General features: G+C 60.9%; 24 protein-coding genes. 7 read left to right on the forward strand and 17 right to left on the reverse strand.

Translation table 11 applies throughout. The features are described 5' to 3' along the window. Nucleotides 1–13: 13 nt before the first annotated feature. Both ACN0SC_RS10815 and recR read left to right on the forward strand, forming a co-directional pair. Nucleotides 14–358 carry a YbaB/EbfC family nucleoid-associated protein gene (locus ACN0SC_RS10815; RefSeq protein ID WP_417249691.1) on the forward strand — a complete coding sequence of 115 codons (345 nt, stop codon included), beginning with the start codon at nt 14–16 and terminating at the stop codon, nt 356–358. Between the two features lie 11 nt (nt 359–369). Next, nucleotides 370–966 (forward strand): recombination mediator RecR, encoded by a 597-nt coding sequence (gene recR, locus ACN0SC_RS10820; protein ID WP_417249692.1) that lies wholly within the window; start codon nt 370–372, stop codon nt 964–966. Between the two features lie 68 nt (nt 967–1034). Here recR and ACN0SC_RS10825 read toward each other — a convergent pair whose 3' ends face one another. Then, nucleotides 1035–1790: a DUF1013 domain-containing protein gene (locus tag ACN0SC_RS10825; protein WP_417249693.1), complete on the reverse strand. Its 756-nt coding sequence runs from the start codon at nt 1788–1790 to the stop codon at nt 1035–1037. Between the two features lie 139 nt (nt 1791–1929). On the opposite strand from ACN0SC_RS10825, the gene ACN0SC_RS10830 reads away from it, so the two are divergent. Next, the gene (locus tag ACN0SC_RS10830) at nt 1930–2571 is read left to right on the forward strand and encodes a ribonuclease T2 family protein (RefSeq protein WP_417249694.1); all 642 of its coding nucleotides are present in this window, start codon (nt 1930–1932) and stop codon (nt 2569–2571) included. Nucleotides 2572–2574: 3 nt separating this feature from the next. Here ACN0SC_RS10830 and ACN0SC_RS10835 read toward each other — a convergent pair whose 3' ends face one another. The 4 genes from ACN0SC_RS10835 to ACN0SC_RS10850 form a co-directional block, all read right to left on the reverse strand. After that, nucleotides 2575–3552: an aldo/keto reductase gene (locus ACN0SC_RS10835; RefSeq protein ID WP_417249695.1), complete on the reverse strand. Its 978-nt coding sequence runs from the start codon at nt 3550–3552 to the stop codon at nt 2575–2577. A gap of 1 nt (nt 3553) precedes the next feature. After that, complete coding sequence (locus ACN0SC_RS10840) at nt 3554–4378, reverse strand: aldo/keto reductase (RefSeq protein ID WP_417249696.1); 825 nt, start codon at nt 4376–4378, stop codon at nt 3554–3556. A gap of 91 nt (nt 4379–4469) precedes the next feature. Next, nucleotides 4470–5459, reverse strand: a complete 990-nt coding sequence (locus ACN0SC_RS10845) for an NAD(P)H-quinone oxidoreductase (RefSeq protein ID WP_417249697.1) — start codon at nt 5457–5459, stop codon at nt 4470–4472. Nucleotides 5460–5536: 77 nt separating this feature from the next. After that, on the reverse strand, nt 5537–6235 hold the full coding sequence (locus tag ACN0SC_RS10850; RefSeq protein ID WP_417249698.1) for a COQ9 family protein: 699 nt from the start codon (nt 6233–6235) through the stop codon (nt 5537–5539). A 112-nt stretch (nt 6236–6347) separates the two neighbouring features. Between ACN0SC_RS10850 and rpsU the strand changes: the two genes are divergently transcribed. After that, the gene (gene rpsU, locus ACN0SC_RS10855; RefSeq protein WP_043871123.1) at nt 6348–6554 is read left to right on the forward strand and encodes a 30S ribosomal protein S21; all 207 of its coding nucleotides are present in this window, start codon (nt 6348–6350) and stop codon (nt 6552–6554) included. A gap of 124 nt (nt 6555–6678) precedes the next feature. Here rpsU and ACN0SC_RS10860 read toward each other — a convergent pair whose 3' ends face one another. The 6 genes from ACN0SC_RS10860 to mscL all read right to left on the reverse strand — a co-directional run bounded on the left by ACN0SC_RS10860 (nt 6679) and on the right by mscL (nt 13067). Next, a complete protein-coding gene (locus tag ACN0SC_RS10860; RefSeq protein ID WP_417249699.1) occupies nt 6679–8664 on the reverse strand; it encodes a DEAD/DEAH box helicase in 1986 nt (661 codons plus the stop codon). A gap of 122 nt (nt 8665–8786) precedes the next feature. Beyond that, complete coding sequence (locus ACN0SC_RS10865) at nt 8787–9161, reverse strand: DUF779 domain-containing protein (RefSeq protein WP_417249700.1); 375 nt, start codon at nt 9159–9161, stop codon at nt 8787–8789. A gap of 118 nt (nt 9162–9279) precedes the next feature. Further along, on the reverse strand, nt 9280–10800 hold the full coding sequence (adh, locus tag ACN0SC_RS10870; RefSeq protein ID WP_417249701.1) for an aldehyde dehydrogenase: 1521 nt from the start codon (nt 10798–10800) through the stop codon (nt 9280–9282). A 147-nt stretch (nt 10801–10947) separates the two neighbouring features. Further along, the gene (locus ACN0SC_RS10875) at nt 10948–11895 is read right to left on the reverse strand and encodes a GAF domain-containing protein (RefSeq protein ID WP_417249702.1); all 948 of its coding nucleotides are present in this window, start codon (nt 11893–11895) and stop codon (nt 10948–10950) included. A gap of 72 nt (nt 11896–11967) precedes the next feature. Next, on the reverse strand, nt 11968–12426 hold the full coding sequence (locus tag ACN0SC_RS10880) for an Lrp/AsnC family transcriptional regulator (protein WP_417249703.1): 459 nt from the start codon (nt 12424–12426) through the stop codon (nt 11968–11970). Nucleotides 12427–12635: 209 nt separating this feature from the next. Next, nucleotides 12636–13067: a large conductance mechanosensitive channel protein MscL gene (gene mscL / locus ACN0SC_RS10885; RefSeq protein ID WP_417249704.1), complete on the reverse strand. Its 432-nt coding sequence runs from the start codon at nt 13065–13067 to the stop codon at nt 12636–12638. A 164-nt stretch (nt 13068–13231) separates the two neighbouring features. On the opposite strand from mscL, the gene ACN0SC_RS10890 reads away from it, so the two are divergent. Further along, nucleotides 13232–13933, forward strand: coding sequence for a glutathione S-transferase N-terminal domain-containing protein (locus tag ACN0SC_RS10890; RefSeq protein ID WP_417249705.1), 702 nt, complete (start codon nt 13232–13234; stop codon nt 13931–13933). Nucleotides 13934–14030: 97 nt separating this feature from the next. On the opposite strand, the gene pheT is transcribed toward ACN0SC_RS10890, so the two are convergent. The 6 genes from pheT to pyk all read right to left on the reverse strand — a co-directional run bounded on the left by pheT (nt 14031) and on the right by pyk (nt 20193). Beyond that, nucleotides 14031–16424: a phenylalanine--tRNA ligase subunit beta gene (gene pheT, locus ACN0SC_RS10895; protein ID WP_417249706.1), complete on the reverse strand. Its 2394-nt coding sequence runs from the start codon at nt 16422–16424 to the stop codon at nt 14031–14033. A gap of 126 nt (nt 16425–16550) precedes the next feature. After that, nucleotides 16551–17621 (reverse strand): phenylalanine--tRNA ligase subunit alpha, encoded by a 1071-nt coding sequence (gene pheS / locus ACN0SC_RS10900; protein WP_417249707.1) that lies wholly within the window; start codon nt 17619–17621, stop codon nt 16551–16553. 121 nt (nt 17622–17742) lie between these two features. Then, a complete protein-coding gene (rplT, locus tag ACN0SC_RS10905) occupies nt 17743–18102 on the reverse strand; it encodes a 50S ribosomal protein L20 (RefSeq protein ID WP_417249708.1) in 360 nt (119 codons plus the stop codon). A 15-nt stretch (nt 18103–18117) separates the two neighbouring features. Next, nucleotides 18118–18318 (reverse strand): 50S ribosomal protein L35, encoded by a 201-nt coding sequence (gene rpmI / locus ACN0SC_RS10910; protein ID WP_058247396.1) that lies wholly within the window; start codon nt 18316–18318, stop codon nt 18118–18120. Nucleotides 18319–18485: 167 nt separating this feature from the next. After that, nucleotides 18486–18707, reverse strand: a complete 222-nt coding sequence (locus ACN0SC_RS10915; protein WP_417249709.1) for a hypothetical protein — start codon at nt 18705–18707, stop codon at nt 18486–18488. A gap of 37 nt (nt 18708–18744) precedes the next feature. Next, nucleotides 18745–20193: a pyruvate kinase gene (pyk, locus tag ACN0SC_RS10920; RefSeq protein ID WP_417249710.1), complete on the reverse strand. Its 1449-nt coding sequence runs from the start codon at nt 20191–20193 to the stop codon at nt 18745–18747. 138 nt (nt 20194–20331) lie between these two features. On the opposite strand from pyk, the gene ACN0SC_RS10925 reads away from it, so the two are divergent. Together ACN0SC_RS10925 and ACN0SC_RS10930 are read left to right on the forward strand one after the other, a co-directional pair. Beyond that, a complete protein-coding gene (locus ACN0SC_RS10925) occupies nt 20332–21105 on the forward strand; it encodes an N-formylglutamate amidohydrolase (RefSeq protein ID WP_417249711.1) in 774 nt (257 codons plus the stop codon). A gap of 20 nt (nt 21106–21125) precedes the next feature. Then, nucleotides 21126–21443, forward strand: a complete 318-nt coding sequence (locus ACN0SC_RS10930) for a DUF1244 domain-containing protein (RefSeq protein ID WP_417249712.1) — start codon at nt 21126–21128, stop codon at nt 21441–21443. The last annotated feature ends 29 nt before the right edge of the window (nt 21444–21472 follow it).

Raw genomic sequence — 21472 nt, forward strand, 5'->3', positions numbered from 1 at the left:
AGGAGATAACACGATGCTCAAAGGACTTGGAAATCTCGGCGACATGGCCGGAATGATGAAGAAGGCCAAGCAGATGCAGCAGCAGATGGCCGACCTTCAGGAACAGATGGACGAGATGACCGTCGTGGGCGAAAGCGGCGCGGGGCTGGTGAAGGCAACAGCAACCGTCAAAGGTCAATTGACCGCGCTCGATATCGACCCGTCGATCTTCCAACCCGACGAAAAGGAAGTGGTCGAAGACCTGATCCTCGCCGCGATCAAAGACGCGCAGGCGAAAGCAGGTGAGCGGGCGCAGGCGGAAATGGCCAAAGTGACCGAAGGTCTCGGCCTGCCCGCTGACTTCAAGATGCCGTTCTAAAGAGCGCACTCGTGGGGGACGCGACACAGGATATCGAGGCGCTGATCGACCTGATGGCACGCTTGCCAGGGCTGGGCCCGCGCTCGGCCCGTCGTGCTGTCCTTCACCTGATCAAGAAACGCGGGCGGCTCATGGGGCCGCTTGCAACCGCCATGCAAACCGTGGCGGAAAACGCGCGCGAATGCACCCAGTGCGGGAACATCGGAACCGCCGACATTTGCGACATCTGTGCCTCCGAGAAGCGCGCGAACGGCGAGATTTGCGTGGTTGAGGATGTGGCCGACCTGTGGGCAATGGAGCGCGCAGCGGTGTTCGGCGGGCGCTACCACGTGCTGGGCGGGACGCTTTCGGCGCTCGATGCCGTTGGCCCCGAAGACCTACGCATTCCCCACCTCGTGCGACGTGTGGGCGATGAACAGATCCGCGAGGTGATCCTTGCGCTCAACGCCACCGTCGACGGCCAGACCACCGCGCATTACATCGCCGACGAGTTGGCGGGACGCTGCGAAATTACATCGCTGGCGCAAGGGGTGCCGATTGGCGGCGAGTTGGACTACCTCGACGATGGCACCATCACCGCCGCGCTACGGGCCCGCAAAGGCGTCTGACCCGACATCAGAACACGAAAAAGGCCCACCAATCACAGCGGGCCTCTCTATAAATCTTTGCGACCAACTTACTTGTCGTCGTCGTCATCCTCATCGCCATTGTCGGGCAGGTTGAAGAAGCTGTCGGCGTCTGGGACGCTCTTGTCCTCTTCGTCCTCATCCGAGCTGTCGCCCGCAAGCGAGAAGGCCTCAAGACCGGAAATCGCGGTCGGGATTTTCGGCTCCGCTTCCATGCCAAGCGACTGCTCGGTGGAGAGCAATTTGCGGCGCTCGTCATCCGTCATGGCCGCACCTTCGGCAGCGCGTTTCGCGGCGGCTTTCTGAACGGCGGCATCCAACTCGCTCTGCTTACACAGGCCAAGAGCCACGGGATCAATCGGCTGCATGTTTGCGATGTTCCAATGGGTCCGCTCGCGAATCGACTGGATCGTCGGCTTGGTCGTGCCGACGAGTTTGGCGATCTGCGAGTCGGCCAGTTCGGGGTGGAACTTCACCAGCCACAGGATCGAGTTGGGACGGTCCTGACGTTTCGATAGCGGCGTGTAGCGCGGACCGCGACGTTTCTCCTCGCCGATGGCTGCGGGGTTGTGCTTGAGCTTGAGACGCTTGGTGGGATCGCCCTCGGCGGCGCTGATCTCTTCCTGCGTCAACTGGTTGTTTGCAATCGGGTCGAACCCTTTCACACCAGCAGCCACGTCGCCGTCCGCAATGCCTTGCACTTCCAATTCATGCAGACCGCAGAAGTCCGCAATCTGGAGGAAGCTCAGCGTCGTGTTGTCCACGAGCCAGACGGCGGTCGCTTTCGCCATAATCGGTTTTGCCATGGAACCATCTCCTTAAACAGCCAACCCCCGCATACAACTTCTCCGTCGCCTGAAAAGGCTTTCCCGCTTCGGGAAGAGTTCTCGTTGTCGGGGAACTTGCGCGCTGTATAGTGCCGTTCGGCAAAAGAGGAAAGAGAAAATGCGTCAACGTTTGGTTACTGCACTGGCCCTTGCTGCCCTGTCATGGGCCAGCCCTGCTGCGGCGGATGGCGAGCGGGCAGGTGATTTCGACTACTACGTGCTGGCGCTGTCTTGGTCGCCGACGTGGTGCGCATTGGAAGGTGAGGCGCGCAATTCCCCGCAATGTGACCGACCGCTGGGCTGGGTCATGCACGGGCTTTGGCCGCAATACGAAAACGGTTGGCCCTCCTATTGCCACACCGCCGCGCGCGATCCTTCGCGGCGCGAGACACGGGAGATGGCCGACATCATGGGAACCGACGGCGCCGCGTGGTATCAATGGAAGAAACACGGGCGCTGTTCGGGGCTGGAAGCGGAGATCTACTTTGACCTTGCAAGAGACGCCTATGAGAGTGTGACGCGACCGGAAGTGCTGCGTAAACTGGACCGAGATGTGACCCTACCTGCCTCGGTGATCGAAGAGGCCTTTCTCATGGATAATCCCGACCTGACCGCCGAAGGCGTCACCGTGACCTGCAAGGCGAACCGCATTCAGGAGGTGCGCATTTGCTTCACGCCCGACCTTGAGCCACGGGACTGCGGCGCGGATGTCCAAGCCGATTGCACCTTGGACAATGCGTTCCTTGAGGCGATTGACTAGGCTCTAGATTCCGCCGCGCACATGAGGCTTCACCTCGCGCAGATAGTAATCGCGCAGCACATCGTGGAGGGCCTTGGGTAAGGGCGCGGCAGCGGAAGCCTTTGCGTTGCTCTCGACCTGTGAGGGCGAGGAACACCCCGCGATGATGGCCGAAACTGCGTCGTGATCTAGTATCCAACGCAACGCCGTTTCCGCCATCGGCACGCCCAGAGGCAAAAGCTCGCGCAAGCCCGCCACCAGCTCCACCCCCGTCTCGAACGGGATCCCGCCGAATGTCTCACCCACAGAGAAGGCCGCGCCGTCGCGATTGTAATTGCGGTGATCGCTCGCGTCGAACGCGGTGTCCGCAGAATACTTGCCCGACAACAACCCTGACACGAGAGGCAGACGAACGATGATACCGACATCCGCGGCCTTGGCCGTGTCGAACAGTTCCCATGCGGCATCCTGACGGAACAGGTTGAAAATGATCTGGAGCGTGGCAAGACCCTCGTGTGCAAGGCACAGATGCGCCTCCTCAATGGTCTCCACGGAGGCGCCCCAGTTGCGACACAGGCCTTCGGATTTGAGCGCCTCCATCACGTCGAACACCGCCCCGTCACGAAGTCGCTCGGTCGGAATGCAGTGCAGTTGAACCAGATCAACTGCCTCGACACCAAGGTTCTCGCAGTTCGCCATGAGATGCGCGCGGACCGTGTCGATGTCGAACGCACTGTCGTAAATTTCGCCATTGCGGCCGAGTTTGGTCGCGACCTTGATCTCCGGATTGTCCTTCAGGAATTGGCCGATCACCCTCTCGGAGCGTCCGCCACCGTATACATCCGCAGTGTCGAAAAAGGTAACACCCGCCAGCTTCGCCCGTTCCATGGTCGCCAGAGATTTGGCGTCCTCGGTCGGGCCGAAATCGCCGCCGAACTGCCAGCAACCAAGGCCGATCTCGCTGACATCAATACCTGTTTTTCCCAACCGTCTCGTCTGCATCTTACACATCCCACTGAGGGCACCACGGCCCGTTAACCAAACGCATACCTTTCTCAAGGCCACGCAACTTGTCCATGTCGCCCGCGTCAAGTTCGATTTCGCCCGCCGCGAGATTTTCGATTATCCGCTCCTTTCGCGCCGATGAGGGGATCACGATGTGCCCCTCGTGCATCAGGAAGGCCAGCGCGATCTGACCGTTGGTCGCGCCGTATTTCGCCGCCACCTCGGCTATCACTGGGTCATCGGCCACGGCCCCGCGCGCCAGCGGTGAATAGGCAGTGGTCGATATACCCTTCGCCCTCGTATGGTCGACGATCGGGCGGTTTTGCATGAAGACGTGGCATTCGACTTGATTGGTCACGAGAGGGCGCACACCCAACAGATCAACCGCGCGGTCGAGGTGGCGCTTGGTAAAATTCGACACGCCGATATGCGAGGTCAGACCCGCGTCATAAACTGCGGCGAACTGCGCTATGAAGTCCTCAATCTCATATTCATCGCCAATCGACGGGTAGTGCAGGAGCAGCAGATCAACGCGATCAACGCCCAGCTTCTCCAAGGATGCCTCAACGTGCGGACGAATTTGACCAGGTCCAAAGCTCTCGGGCGCGACCTTCGTCGTCAAGAAATAGTCGTCGCGATGCAGGCCCGTATCCTTGAGCGCGCGCCCGACAAATTCCTCGTTGTTGTAACCTTCGGCGGTGTCGATGTGACGATACCCCGCCTCCACCGCGGCAACGACGCCGTCGTAGCATTCCTGCTCCGCGCGGTTCCAAGTGCCGTAGCCGATTTGCGGCATGGGGCCGACGGTTGTTGTGCGTGTCATTTGGGTCTCCTCCGACATTCCGCGCATAGTCGCGCAAATGCATAGCCACATGCCACACCAACGCCCGCACAAGGGCTACGCAAGAGGCGCGTCAGCCCACGGAGAGCGCGATCTTCCCGATGTGGTTCCCCGCTTCCATATGCGCATGTGCCTTGCCCGCCTGTTCGAGCGGATATGTGCTGTCCATCACGGGCGCGACACGGCCCGCACTCAGGAGGGGCCAGACCTGCGCGTGCAAAGCTTGCGCGATTTCCGCCTTATAGATGTTGGACCGTGGGCGCAGCGTGGAGCCCGTGAGCGTGAGCCGCCGCATCATCATCTGTGCGAAATTCACTTCCGCCTTCGCGCCTTGGAGAAAAGCGATGTTTACCAAGCGACCGTCATCCGCCAACGCCTTGATATTGCGGGGGATATAATCGCCGCCCACCATGTCGAGGATCAGGTTGGCACCACCCGCCGCGCGCATCACGTCTACGAAATCCTCGTCGCGGTAGTTGATGGCTCGTTCTGCGCCTAACTCACTGCAGACATTGCATTTTTCCGCTGTTCCAGCTGTGGCGAATACCCGTGCACCGAAGACGCGGGCGAGTTGGATTGCGGTGGTGCCGATGCCCGATGTGCCGCCATGGACCAGAAAACGCTCACCTGCTTGCAAACGTCCCCGCTCGAACACATTCGACCACACGGTGAAAAATGTCTCGGGCAGACAGGCCGCCTGTTCCAGCGTCAACCCTTCAGGAACGGGCAGCGCGTGTGCGGCGGGGGTGGCCACGTATTCGGCATACCCGCCACCAGGCAACAAGGCGCAGACCTGATCGCCAAGTGCCCATTCTGTAACGCCTTTTCCCACGGCAACCACCTCGCCAGACGCCTCCAGACCAGGCAGGTCGGACGCCCCTTTCGGCGGGTTGTAGAGCCCTGCCCGCTGCAAAGCGTCGGGGCGGTTCACGCCTGCAAAGGCCACTTTTATGACGATCTCCCCTGCGCCTGCGTCCGGCACTGGACGTGTGCAAGGGGTCAGGACATCTGGTCCTCCAGCACGTGCAATTTCAACGGCACGCATGGTGTCGGGAAGGGGCATAGGGATCTCTCCGTGGTGGTTCGCAGTCTGAATTTCGCTGTCTGAATGGTGTCGGCTATCCGTCGGACATCTGTCGGCTATGTGTCGGACGAACGGGTTCCGGGAATGTCGTCGCGCCCCACGCCCGCAGGGGCCTTGATCGCGCCGAGAATGGCATTGGGCACGGCGAGCAGCGGCGAGAGCGCCTTGTTCTCGCGCACCTGCGCTTTGACCTTTTCGAACTGCATCACATTGTCGATACGGCGGTCGAGGAAGGCGCGGGTGTCGGCAAACTCTTCGCTTTCGTCGCCAAGCCAGTAGAGCACCGTCGAGCCGCAGACGCCCGCAAGGGTCGCGCGTTTCGTATACCAGTTCACATCCCGCGAGGTGTCGCCAAGCGCGGTCCATATCGCATCGCAGGTTTCCAAGACGAGCCGCGTTCCCTCGGGCGCGTAATGCGGCAGCGAGAAGAGCGCCATACCACGGCGCACCAATTCGCGGTCCACCGCCATCAGGCGCAGCCATACCGCCTCGGCGATCCTGTCGCGAAAGCGCATTTCGGAGAGATCAGCCGCCTCCAGCGCCGCGATCATCTCGCGATCCCCGCGCTTGTGATAGGCGGCGGCCAGATCCGCCGAGCCGCGCGGCGCAGCCACACGTGCCAAAGTCTCCGAGAAACCCGAATCAGCCACTGCATTGCGGAAGGTCTCAGGCCCCCACCCGTCGAAAACGACGTGCGAAATCGCGGCATCAAGCAGCTTTTCCCGTGTGGGATCAATGTAAGCGGTGGTATTCATCGGAACACTCCTTGGGTCAGTGAGGACACTGTAGACAACCTAGGTCCGCTTTGCTATATGGCCACTTCCTGCAATCTCTTGCAAATCTAACTTAGGAAGGTGGTGACACCACATGCAGGTTAGCGTTCGTGATAACAACGTCGATCAGGCACTCCGTGCTCTGAAGAAGAAGCTCCAACGCGAAGGCGTTTTCCGTGAAATGAAGCTCAAGCAACATTTCGAGAAACCCTCCGTCAAAAAAGCGCGCGAGAAGGCTGAAGCCGTCCGCCGTGCTCGCAAGCTGGCTCGTAAAAAAGCACAGCGTGAAGGTCTTCTCTAAGATCTGACGTACGGACGAAACTCCCCTATCGGGAGCTCAGTCATTAAAAACCCCCGCGGCTTTAGCTGCGGGGGTTTTCACTTGTGGGTCGCTTGGTCGGGCGCTGCGTGCCCTTGCGCGAGCGTCAGCCCTTGCGCACGGGCCGCGCGTCGCCGCCCTTGGGGCCACCTTTGCCGCTACCGTATTTCGCGCCCTTGCGGTGCGGTTTCTTCGGTGCGCCATCTTTGGCGTATTTGGCTTTCGGCTTGCCTGCGGGCTTGCCGTCAGCTTTGCCCTTGGGCTTTCCGCCATCCTTTTGGAAGGGCGGTTTGTCACCCTTGGCCTTATAGGGCTTCTTCCCTTTGGCGGGCGCGTGCACTTCGTCGTCACGTTCCTTGCGGGCGGGCTTTTCGAACTTGTCGTATTTCGGCTTGTCGCCGCGCGGTTTGTCGAACTTGGGCTTGTCATAGGGACGGCCACCTTTGGGCTTTCCCTTGCCTGCGAACTTCGGCTTGCCTGCGGGCGCAGGACCGCGCGAGAAGGTCGGCGTGCCCTGCACACGGGTCGCATAGACCTCATCTTCCAACTCGCCATTGGCTTTCAGCGCGGCGAAGAAGCCGTCGATGGCATCGGCCTTCAACTCGACGAAGGTCTCGCGATCCTCCATCTTGATCTTGCCGATCTGGGATTTCTCCAGATTGCCCGCGCGACACATGAGCGGCAGGAGCCAGCGCGGCTCGGCGTTCTTGTCACGTCCGACAGAAAGCGAAATCCATGCCGAAGGGCCAAAAGAAGCACGCGGGTCTTGCTTGCGAGCGGCGGCGGGACCGCCACCTGTGTGGGCATTGATATCCTCGGGGGCCGACAGGCCCGCGCGGTAGAGGCGCAGGCAGGCTGCGGCGACCTGCTCGGGGGTGTATTTTTCTAGAAGCGTCGCGGCGAATGCAGTTTCGCTCTCGCTCGGTGCTTCCTTCCACGCGTCATCATCAAGAAGACGTTTCTCGTCCAGCGCGAGGATGTCCTCGGCGCTCGGCGCGGGTTTCCACTCGGCTTCGACCTTCGCCCAGCCCAGCAGGCGCGAGGCCTTGCGGGCGACGTTATCGGGCGCGATCAGCGCGGAGATACCCTTGCGTCCCGCACGGCCTGTGCGGCCCGAACGGTGCAGAAGCCCTTCGGTATTCGTCGGCAGATCGGCGTGGATCACCAGCTCCAGATTGGGCAGGTCGATGCCCCGCGCGGCCACATCTGTGGCCACACAGACACGCGCGCGCCCGTCACGCAACGCCTGCAAGGCGTGGCTGCGCTCGTCTTGCGACAACTCGCCCGAGAGGCTCACAACCGAGAACCCGCGATTGGCAAACCGCGCGGTCAGACGCGCCACGGCGGCGCGGGTGTTGGCAAAGACGATGGACGTTTGGCTGTCGTGATAGCGCAGCAGGTTGATAATGGCGTGTTCCGCGTCACGCGGCGCACATTGGATCACCTGATAGGAAATGTCGGTGTGCTGGCTGCGTTCGGAGACGGTGGAAATCCGTTTCGCGTCGCGCTGGAAATTGGACGCGATCTGGCTGATTGACTTGGACACGGTTGCCGAGAACATCAGCGTGCGGCGGTCGGCGGGGGCGGCGCCCAGCATGAACTCAAGGTCTTCGCGGAAGCCGAGGTCAAGCATCTCGTCGGCCTCATCAAGCACAATCGCGCGGATGTCGTCGAGGTCGAGCGCACCGCGCGTGATGTGGTCGCGCAGACGGCCAGGTGTGCCGACAACGATATGCGCACCGCGTTCGAGGGCGCGGCGCTCGTTGCGAGCGTCCATACCGCCGATACAGGTCACGACCTTCGCGCCCGTCTTGGCGTAGAGCCATTGCAATTCGCGCGCCACCTGCATCGCCAACTCGCGCGTCGGCGCGATGATCAGTGACAGGGGGGCGGCGGCGGGGCCGAAGGCATCCGCATCGCCAAGCAGCGTCTCGGCAATGGCAAGTCCAAAGCCCACCGTCTTGCCCGACCCGGTTTGCGCGGAGACCAGAAGGTCGGCTTGCGCAAGCTCGGGTGCGGTGACCGCCGTTTGCACGTCGGTCAAAGTTTCATAGCCGCGCTCGGATAGCGCGTCGGACAGGGGCATTTTCATAGGGGAACATCCAAACGTCGCGCGAAGAAGCCGCGCATCAAAGCGTTCCTCTATAGGGTTTGAGAGCGTTTGTCCATGCGTGCTGGCGTGGATTGGTGAACCGATCTCGGCGGGACGCGGCGTTAGTCGCTCTCAAGTGCGGCCAGTTCGTCCTCATCCATCAGCCGCGATTTCGACTGGAAACACTGACCGCGCCCCGTGTCGAGCGAGAAGCCCGCGCCACGACCGGGGCCTGCGTCGAGGATCATCTGGCTGGAGCGCCATATCTCGAAGAGTGAGGGCGAAATCCAGACCTCGGCCCCCTCAACATCGCCCAGAAGGATGTCGCGCGATCCGACCGTGTAGTCGCCCGCCTTGAAACACATCGGCGCAGATCCATCGCAGCATCCGCCCGATTGCACGAATATCACCGCGCCATGATCGGCCCGTATCTCCGCCAGAAGCGACTGCGCCGCCTCGGTTGCCACCACACGTTTTACAGATCCTTGAACAGTCATATCGCGCTCCTTTTCGGGTAAGAATTTGGCGGCGACCACGATGGCCGCCGCCTTGGGAGCGCGCGCGAAACGGGGGGATGGAATTTCGCGCGCAACAAGTTTTGGTATCCGTGCGGTTCTAGAAGAACCCGAGCTTGTTGGGGTTGTAGCTCATCAGGATGTTCTTGGTCTGCTGGTAGTGGTCCAGCATCATCTTGTGGTTCTCGCGGCCAATGCCCGACTGCTTGTAGCCACCGAAGGCGGCGTGGGCAGGATAGGCGTGGTAGTTGTTGACCCACACACGGCCCGCCTCAACGGCGCGACCGAAGCGGTAGCAGGTGTTCGCATCACGCGACCACACGCCAGCACCGAGGCCATACATCGTGTCATTGGCGATTTGCAGCGCCTCTTCCTCGGTTTTGAAGGTCGTGACCGACACAACGGGGCCGAAGATTTCCTCTTGGAACACCCGCATGGAGTTGTCGCCTTTGAGGACCGTGGGCTGGATGTAGAAGCCGTTGGTGATGTCACCGTCGAACTTCGCCGCATCGCCGCCCGTGAGCACTTCCGCACCCTCTTCGCGACCGATGTTGAGATAGGACAGGATCTTGTCCTGCTGCTCTTGGCTCGCCTGCGCACCAACCATGGTGTCCATGTTGCGCGGGTCACCCTGTTTGATCGCTTTCACACGCTCAATGCAGCGGGCCATGAACTCGTCGTAGATATCCTCTTGGATCAACGCGCGGCTCGGGCAGGTGCAAACCTCGCCTTGGTTGAAGGCAAAGAGCACGAAGCCCTCAACAGCTTTGTCGAGGAACGCATCGTCCTCACGCATGATATCGGAGAAGAAGATGTTGGGCGACTTGCCGCCCAGTTCGAGCGTCACGGGAATCAGGTTCTCGGTCGCGTATTGCATGATCATGCGGCCCGTTTGAGTCGAACCCGTGAAGGCGATCTTGGCAATGCGGGGCGAGCGAGCGAGCGGCGCACCGACTTCGGCACCGTAACCGTTGACGATGTTGAGCACACCATCGGGCAGAAGGTCCGCGATCAACTCGGCGACAACCATGATGGCGGCGGGAGTTTGCTCGGCGGGTTTGAGCACGATGCAGTTACCAGCGGCCAGAGCCGGCGCGAGTTTCCACGCGGCCATCAGGATCGAGAAGTTCCACGGGATGATCTGACCCACGACGCCCAGCGGCTCGTGATAGTGGTAGGCCACGGTGTCAGCGTCGATCTCCGACATGGTGCCCTCTTGGCCACGCAGCACGCCCGCGAAGTAACGGAAGTGGTCAACAGCAAGCGGAATGTCGGCCGCGGTGGTCTCGCGGATGGGCTTGCCGTTGTCCCATGTCTCGGCGGTGGCAATCAGGTCGAGATTTTCTTCGATACGATCCGCGACCTTCAACAGAACGTTGGAGCGTTCCGCGGCAGACGTGGCGCCCCATGCGACCTTCGCTGCGTGCGCGGCGTCGAGAGCGGCCTCGACATCAGCCGCACCAGAACGCGCGACTTCGCAGACCTTCTGGCCCGTGATCGGCGTGATGTTGTCGAAATACTCGCCGCCCACAGGAGCCACGAATTTGCCGCCGATGAAGTTGTCGTAGCGGGCTTTGAAAGGGTTGGTGAAATACAGGTCAACTTTGGACTGCACGTTCATAGGGTATCCTCCTCGTTGAATTGCGGCGTACTCCACGCCGTATGTCGGAGAAGGTGTCCCAATACGCACCGTACGTCAGCCCCGCCACAGCATCGGGCACAGGCAATGTGTCTCACAGGTGAGACAGTTGGTCGGATTTTTGAAGGATCAGCCGTCGAGTCCGAGGCGTTTCATGCGGCGATAAAGCGTGGCGCGACCGATTCCGAGCGCGCGCGCCGCCGCCGACAGGTTGCCCCCTGCCCGCGCAATCGCACGTTTGAGCGCCGCCCGTTCCGCGCGTTCAAGCGCAGAGGCGGAGGTGTCCCGTCCAAGCACATCTGACGCGGGGCGCGGATCGAATGAGCCGACCTGTCCGAAGCCAAACGCCCGCCGCGCGGCGCGGGTGGCCCCGATAATCAGGTCATCACTGTCCACAGCGAGAAGCACCGCGCCTTCGGGGCGCTCCTCGGGCGAGGTGACGATCCGTGCCTTGGGAAAGGCTGCGCGGAAGGCTTCGGTTTCGATCTGTTTGGCGGTCTGGGAAACAACGCCTGCGATCAGGCGGGTGTAGGCTTCGGTCTGGTCCGCACGACACGACGACACGTCCAGCGCCGCGATCAGCGCACCATCAGGGCCGAAGATCGGCGCATCCATGCAGGACATCGAGGTGTTCCGCGCCATGAAATGCTCGTCGCGGTGAATGGACACCTGACGTTCCTCGACCAGACAGGTGCCGATCCCGTTGGTGCCCTCGGCGGCCTCGGACCAATCGGCCCCATACCACAGGCCCCAATCGTCGAAGATCGGCGCATCGCCATCGGTTGAACGCAGGTCAAGCACCACGCCCTCATGGTCGGTCATCAAAACGCAGCAGCCCGTCTGGCCGACCATTTGGAACAGTTGATCCAGTTTCGGCGTGGCAACATTCATGAACGCGCCAAGCCTTTGCCGACGCTCTTCCAAGTCGCGCTGTTCAAAACGGCGCGGTGCGGCGACCACCGCAGGATCAAGCCCATGCTTCTTCACCGACCGTCGCCAAGAGGCGGTCAGGCGGGTGCCAACGGCCCCCGATTCGACGGTAGAAATGATGGTATCTGCGTGGTTTATCCGTTTCATGACGTCGCCTCCTCCCAAATGCGACAGCGTCGAACCTAGCACGCTCGACGGCATTTGCAAAAACGGCAATGCCTAGACGGGGAGCGCAGTGGTCTTGAACACGGTGCGCATCGCGAAGGACGACTGCATTTTCTGCACGCCTGGAAGGCGCACCAGATGACGGTGGATGCGTGCATAGTGCTCGGTGTCCGAGGCCACCACCTTGAGCATGTAATCGGCCCGTCCCGCCATCAGGTGGCATTCAAGAACATCCTCAACCCCGCGCACGGCACGCTCGAAAGCAGCCAGCGTTTCATCGGCCTGACTGTCGAGCGTCACCTCGACGAAAACGGTGGAGCGACGATCCACCAGACGCGGATCGAGCAGCGCCACGTAGTCGCGGATGATGCCTTCGTTTTCCAACCGCTGCATTCGGCGGTGACAGGCAGAGGGTGAAATATGGCAGGCCACGGCGAGATCGGCGTTGGAGATACGCCCCCTTCGCTGCAACTCGCGCAAGATGCGGCGATCCATTTCATCAAGCTCTGTCATAGCGCGCATTTCTCCCGCAAAGCCGTGCATTCACGCAAAACTGTCCCACAGGAATATTTTTTGCGCAACCCGCGACGGAAACCCTTCCGCTGCGCGTATTACTTCACGTGTGTCCCCCAAGTCGTAGGGTGGCTCCGAAAATCTCTGCCCTACGCAAAAGGCCCGTCGGATTTCTCCGGCGGGCCTGCTTTTTCTCTGAAGAGAGCTGCTTACTTCTTCGCGAGAGAGTCGCGGATTTCCAGAAGAACGTCCAGCTCGCTTGGGCCGGATTCGACCTCGGGCTCGACCTCTTCGGGCTTCTCGGCGGCGGCTTTCACCTTGTTGACGTAGCGCACTAGCATGAACACCACGAATGCGATGATCAGGAAGTTGATCACGGCCATGATGAACGAACCGTAAGCAAAGACAGATGCCCCCGCCTCACGCGCCGCTTCAAGCGATGTGCCCGGAGCAACGTCGCCGGAGATCACGGTGTAGCGGTTGGTGAAGTCCAGACCGCCTGTGAAGATGCCAATGATCGGGTTGATCAGGTCGGAGACCATCGATTTCACGATCGCGGTAAAGGCCGCACCGACGATGATACCGACGGCCATATCCATCACATTGCCTTTGGCAATGAAGTCCTTGAATTCTTTGAGCATGGAACTTGTCCCTTCGTAATTCCCACCACAAGGTGCGACATGTGACCGCACCTACGCACATTGCTTAGCACGATGATGCACAGACGGCAGCACTTTTTTCCGTTCTGGCAGAGCCTTAGATGAGAGATGACGCTGCGAAAAAACTTGCGATCTATGGAGCATAAATGACCAATTCTATTTCCCACCCCATCACGGAACGCTGGCCCGCACAGACGCCAGAGAAACTTCAACTCTACTCCTACCCCACGCCCAACGGGGTGAAAGCCTCCGTCGCGCTGGAGGAAATGGGCATCGACTATGAGCCGCACCTCGTCACCCTGTCGGATGCGGATGTGAAGAGCGATGCCTTCCTGTCGCTCAACCCCAACAACAAGATCCCCGCAATCGTTGACCCCAATGGTCCCGATGGTCAGCAGGTCGCCCTTTTCGAAAGCGGCGCGATCCTGATCTATCTTGCGGAGAAATCGGGGAAATTTCTCTCCAAAGACCCCGTCAAACGCTACGAGACGCTGCAATGGCTGATGTTCCAGATGGGCGGGGTCGGTCCGATGTTCGGGCAGTTGGGGTTCTTCTACAAATTCGCAGGCGCCGCGATGGAGGACAAAACCGCGCGCGACCGCTACGTGAACGAGGCCAACCGCCTGCTCAATGTGGTGGAGAAGCGCCTTGAGGGGCGCGAGTGGATCGTGGACGACTATTCCATCGCCGATATGGCGCTGGCACCGTGGCTCAATGCGCTGGACTTCTACGGGGCCAAGGAGATCACGGGATATAATTCCCTGACCAACGTGCCGGCCTATGTTGAGCGCTTCTTTGCCCGTGACGCGGTGCAACGCGCGAAAAACATCCCTGCGCGGCCAGAGTAGACACCCCTGAAACGCAAAAAACGCCCGCTGTTCATGCGGGCGTTTTTCTTGTCTGCGCGCTTAATGCGCCAATGATGTGTAGCGGCGACTTCGCCTCTCACCCACGCAATACGCCGCCCGTGGCTTTCTCGACTTTTGCCACGACCTTGGCCGAGAGTTCCTCAAGGTCTTTCTCCTTGAGCGTATCGGTCTGGGGCTGAATGCGCACGGTGATGGCCAGCGATTTCTTGCCCTCGCCAAGGCTGCCGCCGATGAACTCGTCGAACAGGCGCACTTCCTCGATCAGTGCCTTATCCGCGCCACCCGCTGCATTCATCACGTCGAGCGCACTCACGTCCTTGTCCACGACAAAGGCGAAATCGCGTTCAACCGCTTGCAGGTCATTGGTGAAGAAGGCCGCCCGCGCCACCTTGTTCCCGCGCGGCATCGGCACGTTTTCGAGGTAGACGGTGAAGGCCACAGCCGTGCCTTTGACGCCCATTTCCTTGAGCACTTTCGGGTGCAACTCACCGAACTGTGCCAGAACCTTTTTCGGTCCGAGACAGATTTTTCCCGACCGTCCCGGATGGAACCACGGCGCGGTGTCGCGCAGGATTTGCGCCTTGGCGGGGGCACCGATAGCGGACAGCACCGCCTCGGCGTCGGCCTTGGCGTCGAAGAGGTCAACCACGCGACGCGCGCCATGCACGTCCTTCGGCCCCGTTGCCCCGACGAGAAGCCCCGCGAGTTGCAAATGCTGCTCACCCGGCTCGCCACCTTGGAAGGCAGGACCGCACTCGAAAAGCGCCAGATCGCCGAAGCCACGCGCCTGATTGCGGCTCGCCGCCTGCAACAGACCCGCGAGAAGATCGGGACGCATGTGGCTCATTTCCGACGAAATCGGATTTTCCAGCTTCACCGCATCGGAACCGCCACCAAAGAGCGCCGCGGATTTACTGTCGATGAAGGAATAGGTCACGCATTCGTTGTAGCCCAGACCTGCGGCCTGATGACGGGCCGCGCTCTCGCGGACCTGCATCGGCGTCAGGATTTGTTTCGCCACGCCCGCAGGGCGCGTCATCGGCTTCGGCTCAAGATGGGTCAGGCTCTCGACGCGGGCGACCTCTTCGACAAGATCGGCCTCGCCCAGAACATCAGGACGCCAGCTTGGCACCTTCGCCATGTCGCTATCCATCTCGAAGCCGAGGCTTTCAAGGATTTCGACCTGACGGGAGGGGGCGATTTCCATGCCGACGAGCGACTGCACTCGGTCGGTATCGAGATGGTAGGCACGCGACACATCGGGCACCTCGCCCGCGACAACAACCTCGGAGGGCTCGCCGCCGCACAGGTCGAGGATCATCCGCGTTGCGTCCTCGATTGCCTGCATGTTGTAGGCGGGATCAATGCCGCGTTCGTTGCGGTAGCGTGCGTCGGAATTGATCTTGAGCGCGCGGCCACCCTTGGCGATGTCGAGCGTGTTCCAGACAGCGGCCTCAAGATAGACGTCCACGGTCTCCTCGGTGCAGCCAGTCTCCTCGCCACCCATGATGCCCGCGATGCTTTCGACCTTGCCACCTGCGGAGATCACCATCACGCCCTCGGGCAATGTGTAGGTTTTCTCGTCAAGCGCGACCAGTTCCTCGCCGCCTTTCGAACGATGCACGGTCAGGCCGCCCTCGACCTTGGCCGCGTCAAAGACGTGCAGCGGGCGATTGCGGTCGTAGGTGAAGAAGTTGGTCACATCGACCAACGCAGAAATCGGGCGCAGGCCAATGGCGCTCAGACGGTCCTGCAACCACTGCGGGGAAGGGCCGTTTTTCACGCCCTTGATGAGGCGTCCCGCGAAAACGTGACAGCCGTCAGCGCCGTCCTCGGTGATGGTCACTGGGATCGGGTTGGGGAAACTTCCCTCGACCTTTTCGGCCTTGAGCGGTTTCAGCGTGCCAAGTCCACGCGCCGCCAGATCGCGGGCGATGCCATGCACGCCAAGCGCGTCGGGGCGGTTGGGGGTGATGGCGATCTCGATGACGGGATCGACCTTGGACGGGTCACGTTCGGCCAGATAATCGGCAAACTCCTGTCCGACCTCACCGCCCTCAAGTTCGATGATGCCGTTATGCTCGTCGGAAAGCTCCAACTCGCGCTCGGAGGCCATCATCCCGTGACTTTCGACGCCACGGATCTTGCCCACGGAAATGGTGATGTCGAGGCCGGGGATATACATGCCCGGCTTGGCCAGAACCGCCGTGATCCCCGCCCGCGCATTGGGTGCGCCGCAGACGATCTGGGTCATGCCCTCGTCGGTCTCGACCTGACACACGCGCAGCTTGTCTGCGTCGGGGTGCTTCTCGGCCTCTTTGACTTTGACCAGCTTGAAGCCCTTGAGCTTTTCACGCGGGTTCTCGACGCCTTCTACCTCAAGCCCGAGATCGGTCAGGGCGTAAAGGATGTCATCGAGGCTCGCCTCGGTTTCCAGATGCTCTTTGAGCCAGGAGAGTGTGAATTTCATAGTCGGGTCTCCTAGTGGGAGAAGTTAAATTTCAAAGGGACGAGCGGCGCGCGCGACCCGGGGTGGGCGTTCACGCCCGCCCATGGGGCGGGTCGGGCGTGACGCGGGGCTGACACCCCGCGATTTCTACCCGTGAATCCCTCCCGCCAGCGTCGGCGTGCCCAGTGCGCTAAAGCCGTAGTGGCGAAGCCAGCGCAGGTCGCTATCAAAGAAGGCCCGCAGGTCGGGAATGCCGTATTTCAGCATCGCGAGGCGGTCGATCCCCATGCCGAAAGCAAAGCCCTGCCATTCTTTCGGGTCGATTCCGCCAGATTTCAGCACGTTGGGGTGCATCATGCCCGAGCCCAGAACTTCGAGCCAGTCGTCGCCCTCGCCCACGGTCACGGTGCCGTTTTCCCATTTGCACTGCACATCCACCTCGGCGGAAGGCTCCGTGAAGGGGAAGTGCGAGGCGCGGAAGCGGGTTTTGACGGGGCGACCGAAGAAGGCGGTGTAGAACTCTTCGAGCACCCATTTGAGGTTCGCCATGGAGATGTCCTTGTCGATGGCCATGCCCTCGACTTGGTGGAACATCGGTGTGTGCGTCTGGTCATAGTCGCAGCGGTAAACACGGCCGGGGGCGATCACGCGCACGGGGGCACCTTGGTCCAGCATGGTACGGATCTGCACGGGGCTGGTGTGGGTGCGCAGCACATGCGGCGGGCGATCGTCGCCTTCGTCGCGGTGCATGTAGAAGGTGTCATGCTCCTGCCGCGCGGGGTGATGCGGCGGGATGTTGAGCGCGTCGAAGTTGTGCCAGTCGTCCTCGATCTGCGGCCCTTCGGCCACGGCGAAACCGAGATCGGCAAAGATGGCGTAAATCTCTTCGGAGACGCGGGAGATCGGGTGGATCGTCCCGACGCGGCGCGCACGCGAAGGCAGGGTCACATCGAGCCATTCACCAGCCAGACGCTCCTCAAGTGCGGCATCCTCCAGCGCGACCTTCTTGGCCGCGAGCGCGGAGTTGATTTCGTCTTTCAACGCGTTGAGCTTCGGCCCCATGACCTGACGCTCTTCGGGCGTCATCTTGCCCAACTCGCGCATCTTGAGCGCAACTTCGCCCTTTTTGCCGACCGCTTTCAGGCGGATGTCCTCAAGCGTCGCTTCGTCCCCAGCCGCAAGAATAGCAGTGAGGTATTTGTTCTTCAGATCGTCCATGTCGATCCCTCTTTTCCGTCGTCCCCCGCTTGGTATCACGGGTGGCCTGAAAGACAAGAAGCCGCGAGACCCCAAAGAGGTCCGCGGCTTCCAAAATTTGCAAATCCCCTAAGGGAAACGCTTAGAGCGCGGCCTTCGCCTTTTCGACGATGGCACCAAACGCTTCGGGCTCGTGCACGGCGAGATCGGCGAGAACCTTACGGTCCACTTCGATACCAGCCAGCGACAGGCCGTTGATGAACTTCGAGTAGGTCAGAGCCTCATCGTGCGAACGCACAGCCGCGTTGATACGCTGGATCCACAGGGCGCGGAAGTTGCGCTTGCGGGTCTTACGGTCGCGGGTTGCGTATTGGTTGGCCTTGTCGACAGCCTGCGTGGCAGTGCGGAAGGTGCGGCTACGTGCGCCGTAGTAACCTTTCGCGGCCTTGAGGACTTTCTTGTGACGGGCGTGGGTGACGGTACCACCTTTGGTGCGGGACATATTCCAGGCCTCCTATTAGCGGTCGTAGGGCATGTAGGACTTCACGATCTTCGCATCGGGTGCGGAGAGCGTGGTCGTGCCACGTGCGTCACGGATAAATTTCTTGTGGCGTTTGATCATGCCGTGGCGTTTGCCGGCCTGACCTGCCATGACCTTGCCAGTGGCGGTCACTTTAAAGCGCTTCTTGGCGCTAGATTTGGTCTTCATCTTGGGCATTTCCATCTCCTATCGTTTCGATGGTTGTTTCGCGCGACTCGGCATGCCTAATGGCCGGCCGCGCACCATGAGCGCGTGCAATTACAGGGCAACGGGGGGTTTGGCAAGCCCCTTGGAGGTGTTTTCCCCAAGGGGCGCCAGAAATAGATCACCGATGATCGAAACGCCTAGAAGTAGCGCCCGATCACGCGGGTCAGAGCGTCAGGCACCTCACGCAGCGAATAGCCGCCCGGGTGCTGACTGACGGCAAGGACGATGAGGCCACCGCCGATCATCACCATGATTGCCGCCGCACGTGGCGGTCGGCTCTCCGAAAACGCGCCGATGATGGCGGGCAGCGCCAGAACGGCAATGCCCACCCCAAGAACGAGAAATAGATCGGTATCCATGGCTCAGCCGTCCCCTAGCACCGTTGAAATGGCGCTATTATTCGGGATCGGAATTGAAAATCAAGCGTTCCTCACAAGGTGCGACACGCAGGATATTCGTCGATCCAGGCTGGTTGAAGGGGATACCCGCGGTGACGACGATATTGTCATCCTCGGTTGCAAAGCCAGACGTGCGGGCCGCGCGCGCCGCGTTAACCACAGCCATCTTGAACCGCTCGATTTCACCCGTCATCACGCAATGCACACCCCAGTAGAGGCAGAGCCTGCGCGCGGTATTGCGGCGCGAAGTCATGGCGATAATCGGCACATGCGGACGTTCGCGTGCGGTAAGAGCGGCGGTCGTGCCGCTCTCGGAATAGCAAACGATAGCCTTCACATTGGTGGTTTCCGCGATCTCGCGTGCAGCAGAAACCACGGCATCGGCCACGCTTTCCTTGTTCACGCGCGAACGGGAAGCGTCGATCACATCACGGTAGACCGTGTCGTTCTCGACCTCTTTGGCCACGTTGCTCATCGTCGTGACAGCTTCGATCGGGTAGTTACCCGCAGCCGATTCTGCCGAGAGCATGATGGCATCTGCGCCCTCATAGATCGCGGTCGCCACGTCGGACACTTCCGCGCGGGTTGGCATCGGGCTTTCGATCATGCTTTCGAGCATCTGCGTAGCGACAATCACCGGCTTGGCCGCGGCGCGGCACTTGCGGATCAGGCGTTTCTGGATCGGGGGCACGGCCTGAACAGGCAGTTCAACACCAAGATCCCCACGTGCCACCATGATACCGTCGGATGCAGCGAGAATATCGTCGAAGTTCTCGACCGCCGACGGCTTCTCGATTTTTGCAAGAACGGCAGCGCGGCCGTTGACCAGCTCCTTCGCCTCGATCATGTCTTCGGGACGCTGCACGAAGGACAGCGCAACCCAATCGACACCAAGTTCGCAGGTGAACTCGAGATCCTTGCGGTCCTTTTCGGACAGCGCGGCAAGCGGAAGGACCACATCGGGCACGTTCACGCCCTTGCGGTTGGAGATCGTGCCACCGACAGTGACAACGGTCTCGGCGAAATCCTCGCCACAGTCTTCGACTTGCAGACGGATTTTCCCGTCGTTCACGAGCAGGTTCGCACCAGGCCGAAGCGCCGCGAAAATCTCGGGGTGCGGGAGTTGAACACGTTTGCCGTCACCATCAGCGGGATCGAGATCGAGGCGGAACTTGTCGCCCTCCTCCAGATCGTGCGCGCCAGAGGCGAATTTGCCCACGCGAAGCTTCGGCCCCTGAAGGTCGGCCAGAATAGCGATCGGGCGTCCCAGATCGGCTTCAACTTTGCGAATGATCTCGTGGCGCACGCGGATTTCGTCGTGATCGCCGTGGCTCATGTTGAGACGGAACACATCCGCTCCGGCCTCCGTAAGCGCGCGGATCGTTTCATAGTCATTCGAAGCGGGGCCGAGCGTGGCCACGATTTTTACATTCCGAAGGCGTCTCATAACTGCCTTGCATCCTTTCGGTCGTTCATTTTTTATCGATGGGCCACCCCCTCTATGCCGTAAACCAGTGAGCGGCACAACTGGCCCTTTCAGAACTGGGGGCATAAGGCAGGTATGAAGCCTGCGGATGAAGGAAAAATGACCGATATCCCCGCATTCGAGATAATAGGACGGGCGCGGCAGAGCCGTTGGTTGCTGACTTGCGACCATGCGACCAATCGCATTCCGCCCGAATTCGGCGGCACCTTGGGCATTCCAGAGGCCGATATGGCACGCCACATCGCCTATGACGTGGGCGCGAAGGGGGTGACGCTGGAACTGTCCAAGCTGCTCGACAGCCCTGCGATTCTGAGTGATTTCTCCCGTCTGGTGATCGACCCGAACCGTGGCGCGGATGACCCGACACTGGTGCGCAAGATTTATGACGGCTCGGTGATCCCCGCCAATCGCGACGCAGGCCCCGACGAAATCGCCCGCCGCATCGATGCCTACTACCGCCCCTATCACGACGCCTACGAGGCGCTCGCCGCCGCGCGCGAGGATGTGGTGATCTGTGCCGTCCACAGCTTTACCCCGCAACTCAAGGGCCGGCCGCGTCGTCCGTGGCAGATCGGCATCCTATCAGCCTACGACAAGCGCTTCACCGATCCGCTGATCGACGAGTTACAGAATGACCCGACACTCAAAGCGGAGGCGGAAGCCCTTGGCGAGCGGCTGGTGATCGGCGACAATGAACCCTACGATGGGTCTCTGCGCGGTGATGCCGTTGATACCCATGCGCTGCGTCACGGGCGGCTCAACGTCCTGATCGAGCTGCGTTCCGACCTGATCGAGACCCCCGAAGCACAAAAGAAATGGGCGCATCTACTTGCCCCCATCCTCACCCGAACCCTCGACCGGCTATCCCGATAGTCGCGCCACAGGAGTCAGACATGGACGACCAGACACGTATCGAACTCGAAGCCGCTGCCTTTCGCACCCTGCGCGCGCATCTCATGGAGAAGCGCACGGACGTGCAGAATATCGACCTGATGAACCTCGCGGGCTTTTGCCGCAACTGCCTCAGCCGCTGGTATCAGGAGGCCGCCAACGAACGCGGGATTGAAATGTCCAAAGAGGAAGCGCGCGAAATCTTCTACGGAATGCCCTACGACGAATGGAAGAACACCCACCAGACGGAGGCAGACGCCGCGACGCAGGCCGCGTTCCAAAAATCCTTTAACGAAAACGTTGGGCCCTCGGACAGTTAGGCTGTCGCCCTTGGGGCAGACAACATGCC

The sequence above is a fragment of the Celeribacter sp. genome (genome assembly GCF_048261515.1).
In the GTDB taxonomy this organism is placed as follows: Bacteria; Pseudomonadota; Alphaproteobacteria; order Rhodobacterales; family Rhodobacteraceae; genus Celeribacter.

Coding starts and splice junctions, on each gene's coding strand:
- ACN0SC_RS10815 (WP_417249691.1), top strand. CDS start 14: ATGCTCAAAGGACTTGGAAATCTCGGCGACATGGCCGGAATGATGAAG.
- ACN0SC_RS10825 (WP_417249693.1), bottom strand. CDS start 1,790: ATGGCAAAACCGATTATGGCGAAAGCGACCGCCGTCTGGCTCGTGGAC.
- ACN0SC_RS10830 (WP_417249694.1), top strand. CDS start 1,930: ATGCGTCAACGTTTGGTTACTGCACTGGCCCTTGCTGCCCTGTCATGG.
- ACN0SC_RS10835 (WP_417249695.1), bottom strand. CDS start 3,552: ATGCAGACGAGACGGTTGGGAAAAACAGGTATTGATGTCAGCGAGATC.
- ACN0SC_RS10840 (WP_417249696.1), bottom strand. CDS start 4,378: ATGACACGCACAACAACCGTCGGCCCCATGCCGCAAATCGGCTACGGC.
- ACN0SC_RS10845 (WP_417249697.1), bottom strand. CDS start 5,459: ATGCCCCTTCCCGACACCATGCGTGCCGTTGAAATTGCACGTGCTGGA.
- ACN0SC_RS10850 (WP_417249698.1), bottom strand. CDS start 6,235: ATGAATACCACCGCTTACATTGATCCCACACGGGAAAAGCTGCTTGAT.
- rpsU (WP_043871123.1), top strand. CDS start 6,348: ATGCAGGTTAGCGTTCGTGATAACAACGTCGATCAGGCACTCCGTGCT.
- ACN0SC_RS10860 (WP_417249699.1), bottom strand. CDS start 8,664: ATGAAAATGCCCCTGTCCGACGCGCTATCCGAGCGCGGCTATGAAACT.
- ACN0SC_RS10865 (WP_417249700.1), bottom strand. CDS start 9,161: ATGACTGTTCAAGGATCTGTAAAACGTGTGGTGGCAACCGAGGCGGCG.
- adh (WP_417249701.1), bottom strand. CDS start 10,800: ATGAACGTGCAGTCCAAAGTTGACCTGTATTTCACCAACCCTTTCAAA.
- ACN0SC_RS10875 (WP_417249702.1), bottom strand. CDS start 11,895: ATGAAACGGATAAACCACGCAGATACCATCATTTCTACCGTCGAATCG.
- ACN0SC_RS10880 (WP_417249703.1), bottom strand. CDS start 12,426: ATGACAGAGCTTGATGAAATGGATCGCCGCATCTTGCGCGAGTTGCAG.
- mscL (WP_417249704.1), bottom strand. CDS start 13,067: ATGCTCAAAGAATTCAAGGACTTCATTGCCAAAGGCAATGTGATGGAT.
- ACN0SC_RS10890 (WP_417249705.1), top strand. CDS start 13,232: ATGACCAATTCTATTTCCCACCCCATCACGGAACGCTGGCCCGCACAG.
- pheT (WP_417249706.1), bottom strand. CDS start 16,424: ATGAAATTCACACTCTCCTGGCTCAAAGAGCATCTGGAAACCGAGGCG.
- pheS (WP_417249707.1), bottom strand. CDS start 17,621: ATGGACGATCTGAAGAACAAATACCTCACTGCTATTCTTGCGGCTGGG.
- rplT (WP_417249708.1), bottom strand. CDS start 18,102: ATGTCCCGCACCAAAGGTGGTACCGTCACCCACGCCCGTCACAAGAAA.
- rpmI (WP_058247396.1), bottom strand. CDS start 18,318: ATGCCCAAGATGAAGACCAAATCTAGCGCCAAGAAGCGCTTTAAAGTG.
- ACN0SC_RS10915 (WP_417249709.1), bottom strand. CDS start 18,707: ATGGATACCGATCTATTTCTCGTTCTTGGGGTGGGCATTGCCGTTCTG.
- pyk (WP_417249710.1), bottom strand. CDS start 20,193: ATGAGACGCCTTCGGAATGTAAAAATCGTGGCCACGCTCGGCCCCGCT.
- ACN0SC_RS10925 (WP_417249711.1), top strand. CDS start 20,332: ATGACCGATATCCCCGCATTCGAGATAATAGGACGGGCGCGGCAGAGC.
- ACN0SC_RS10930 (WP_417249712.1), top strand. CDS start 21,126: ATGGACGACCAGACACGTATCGAACTCGAAGCCGCTGCCTTTCGCACC.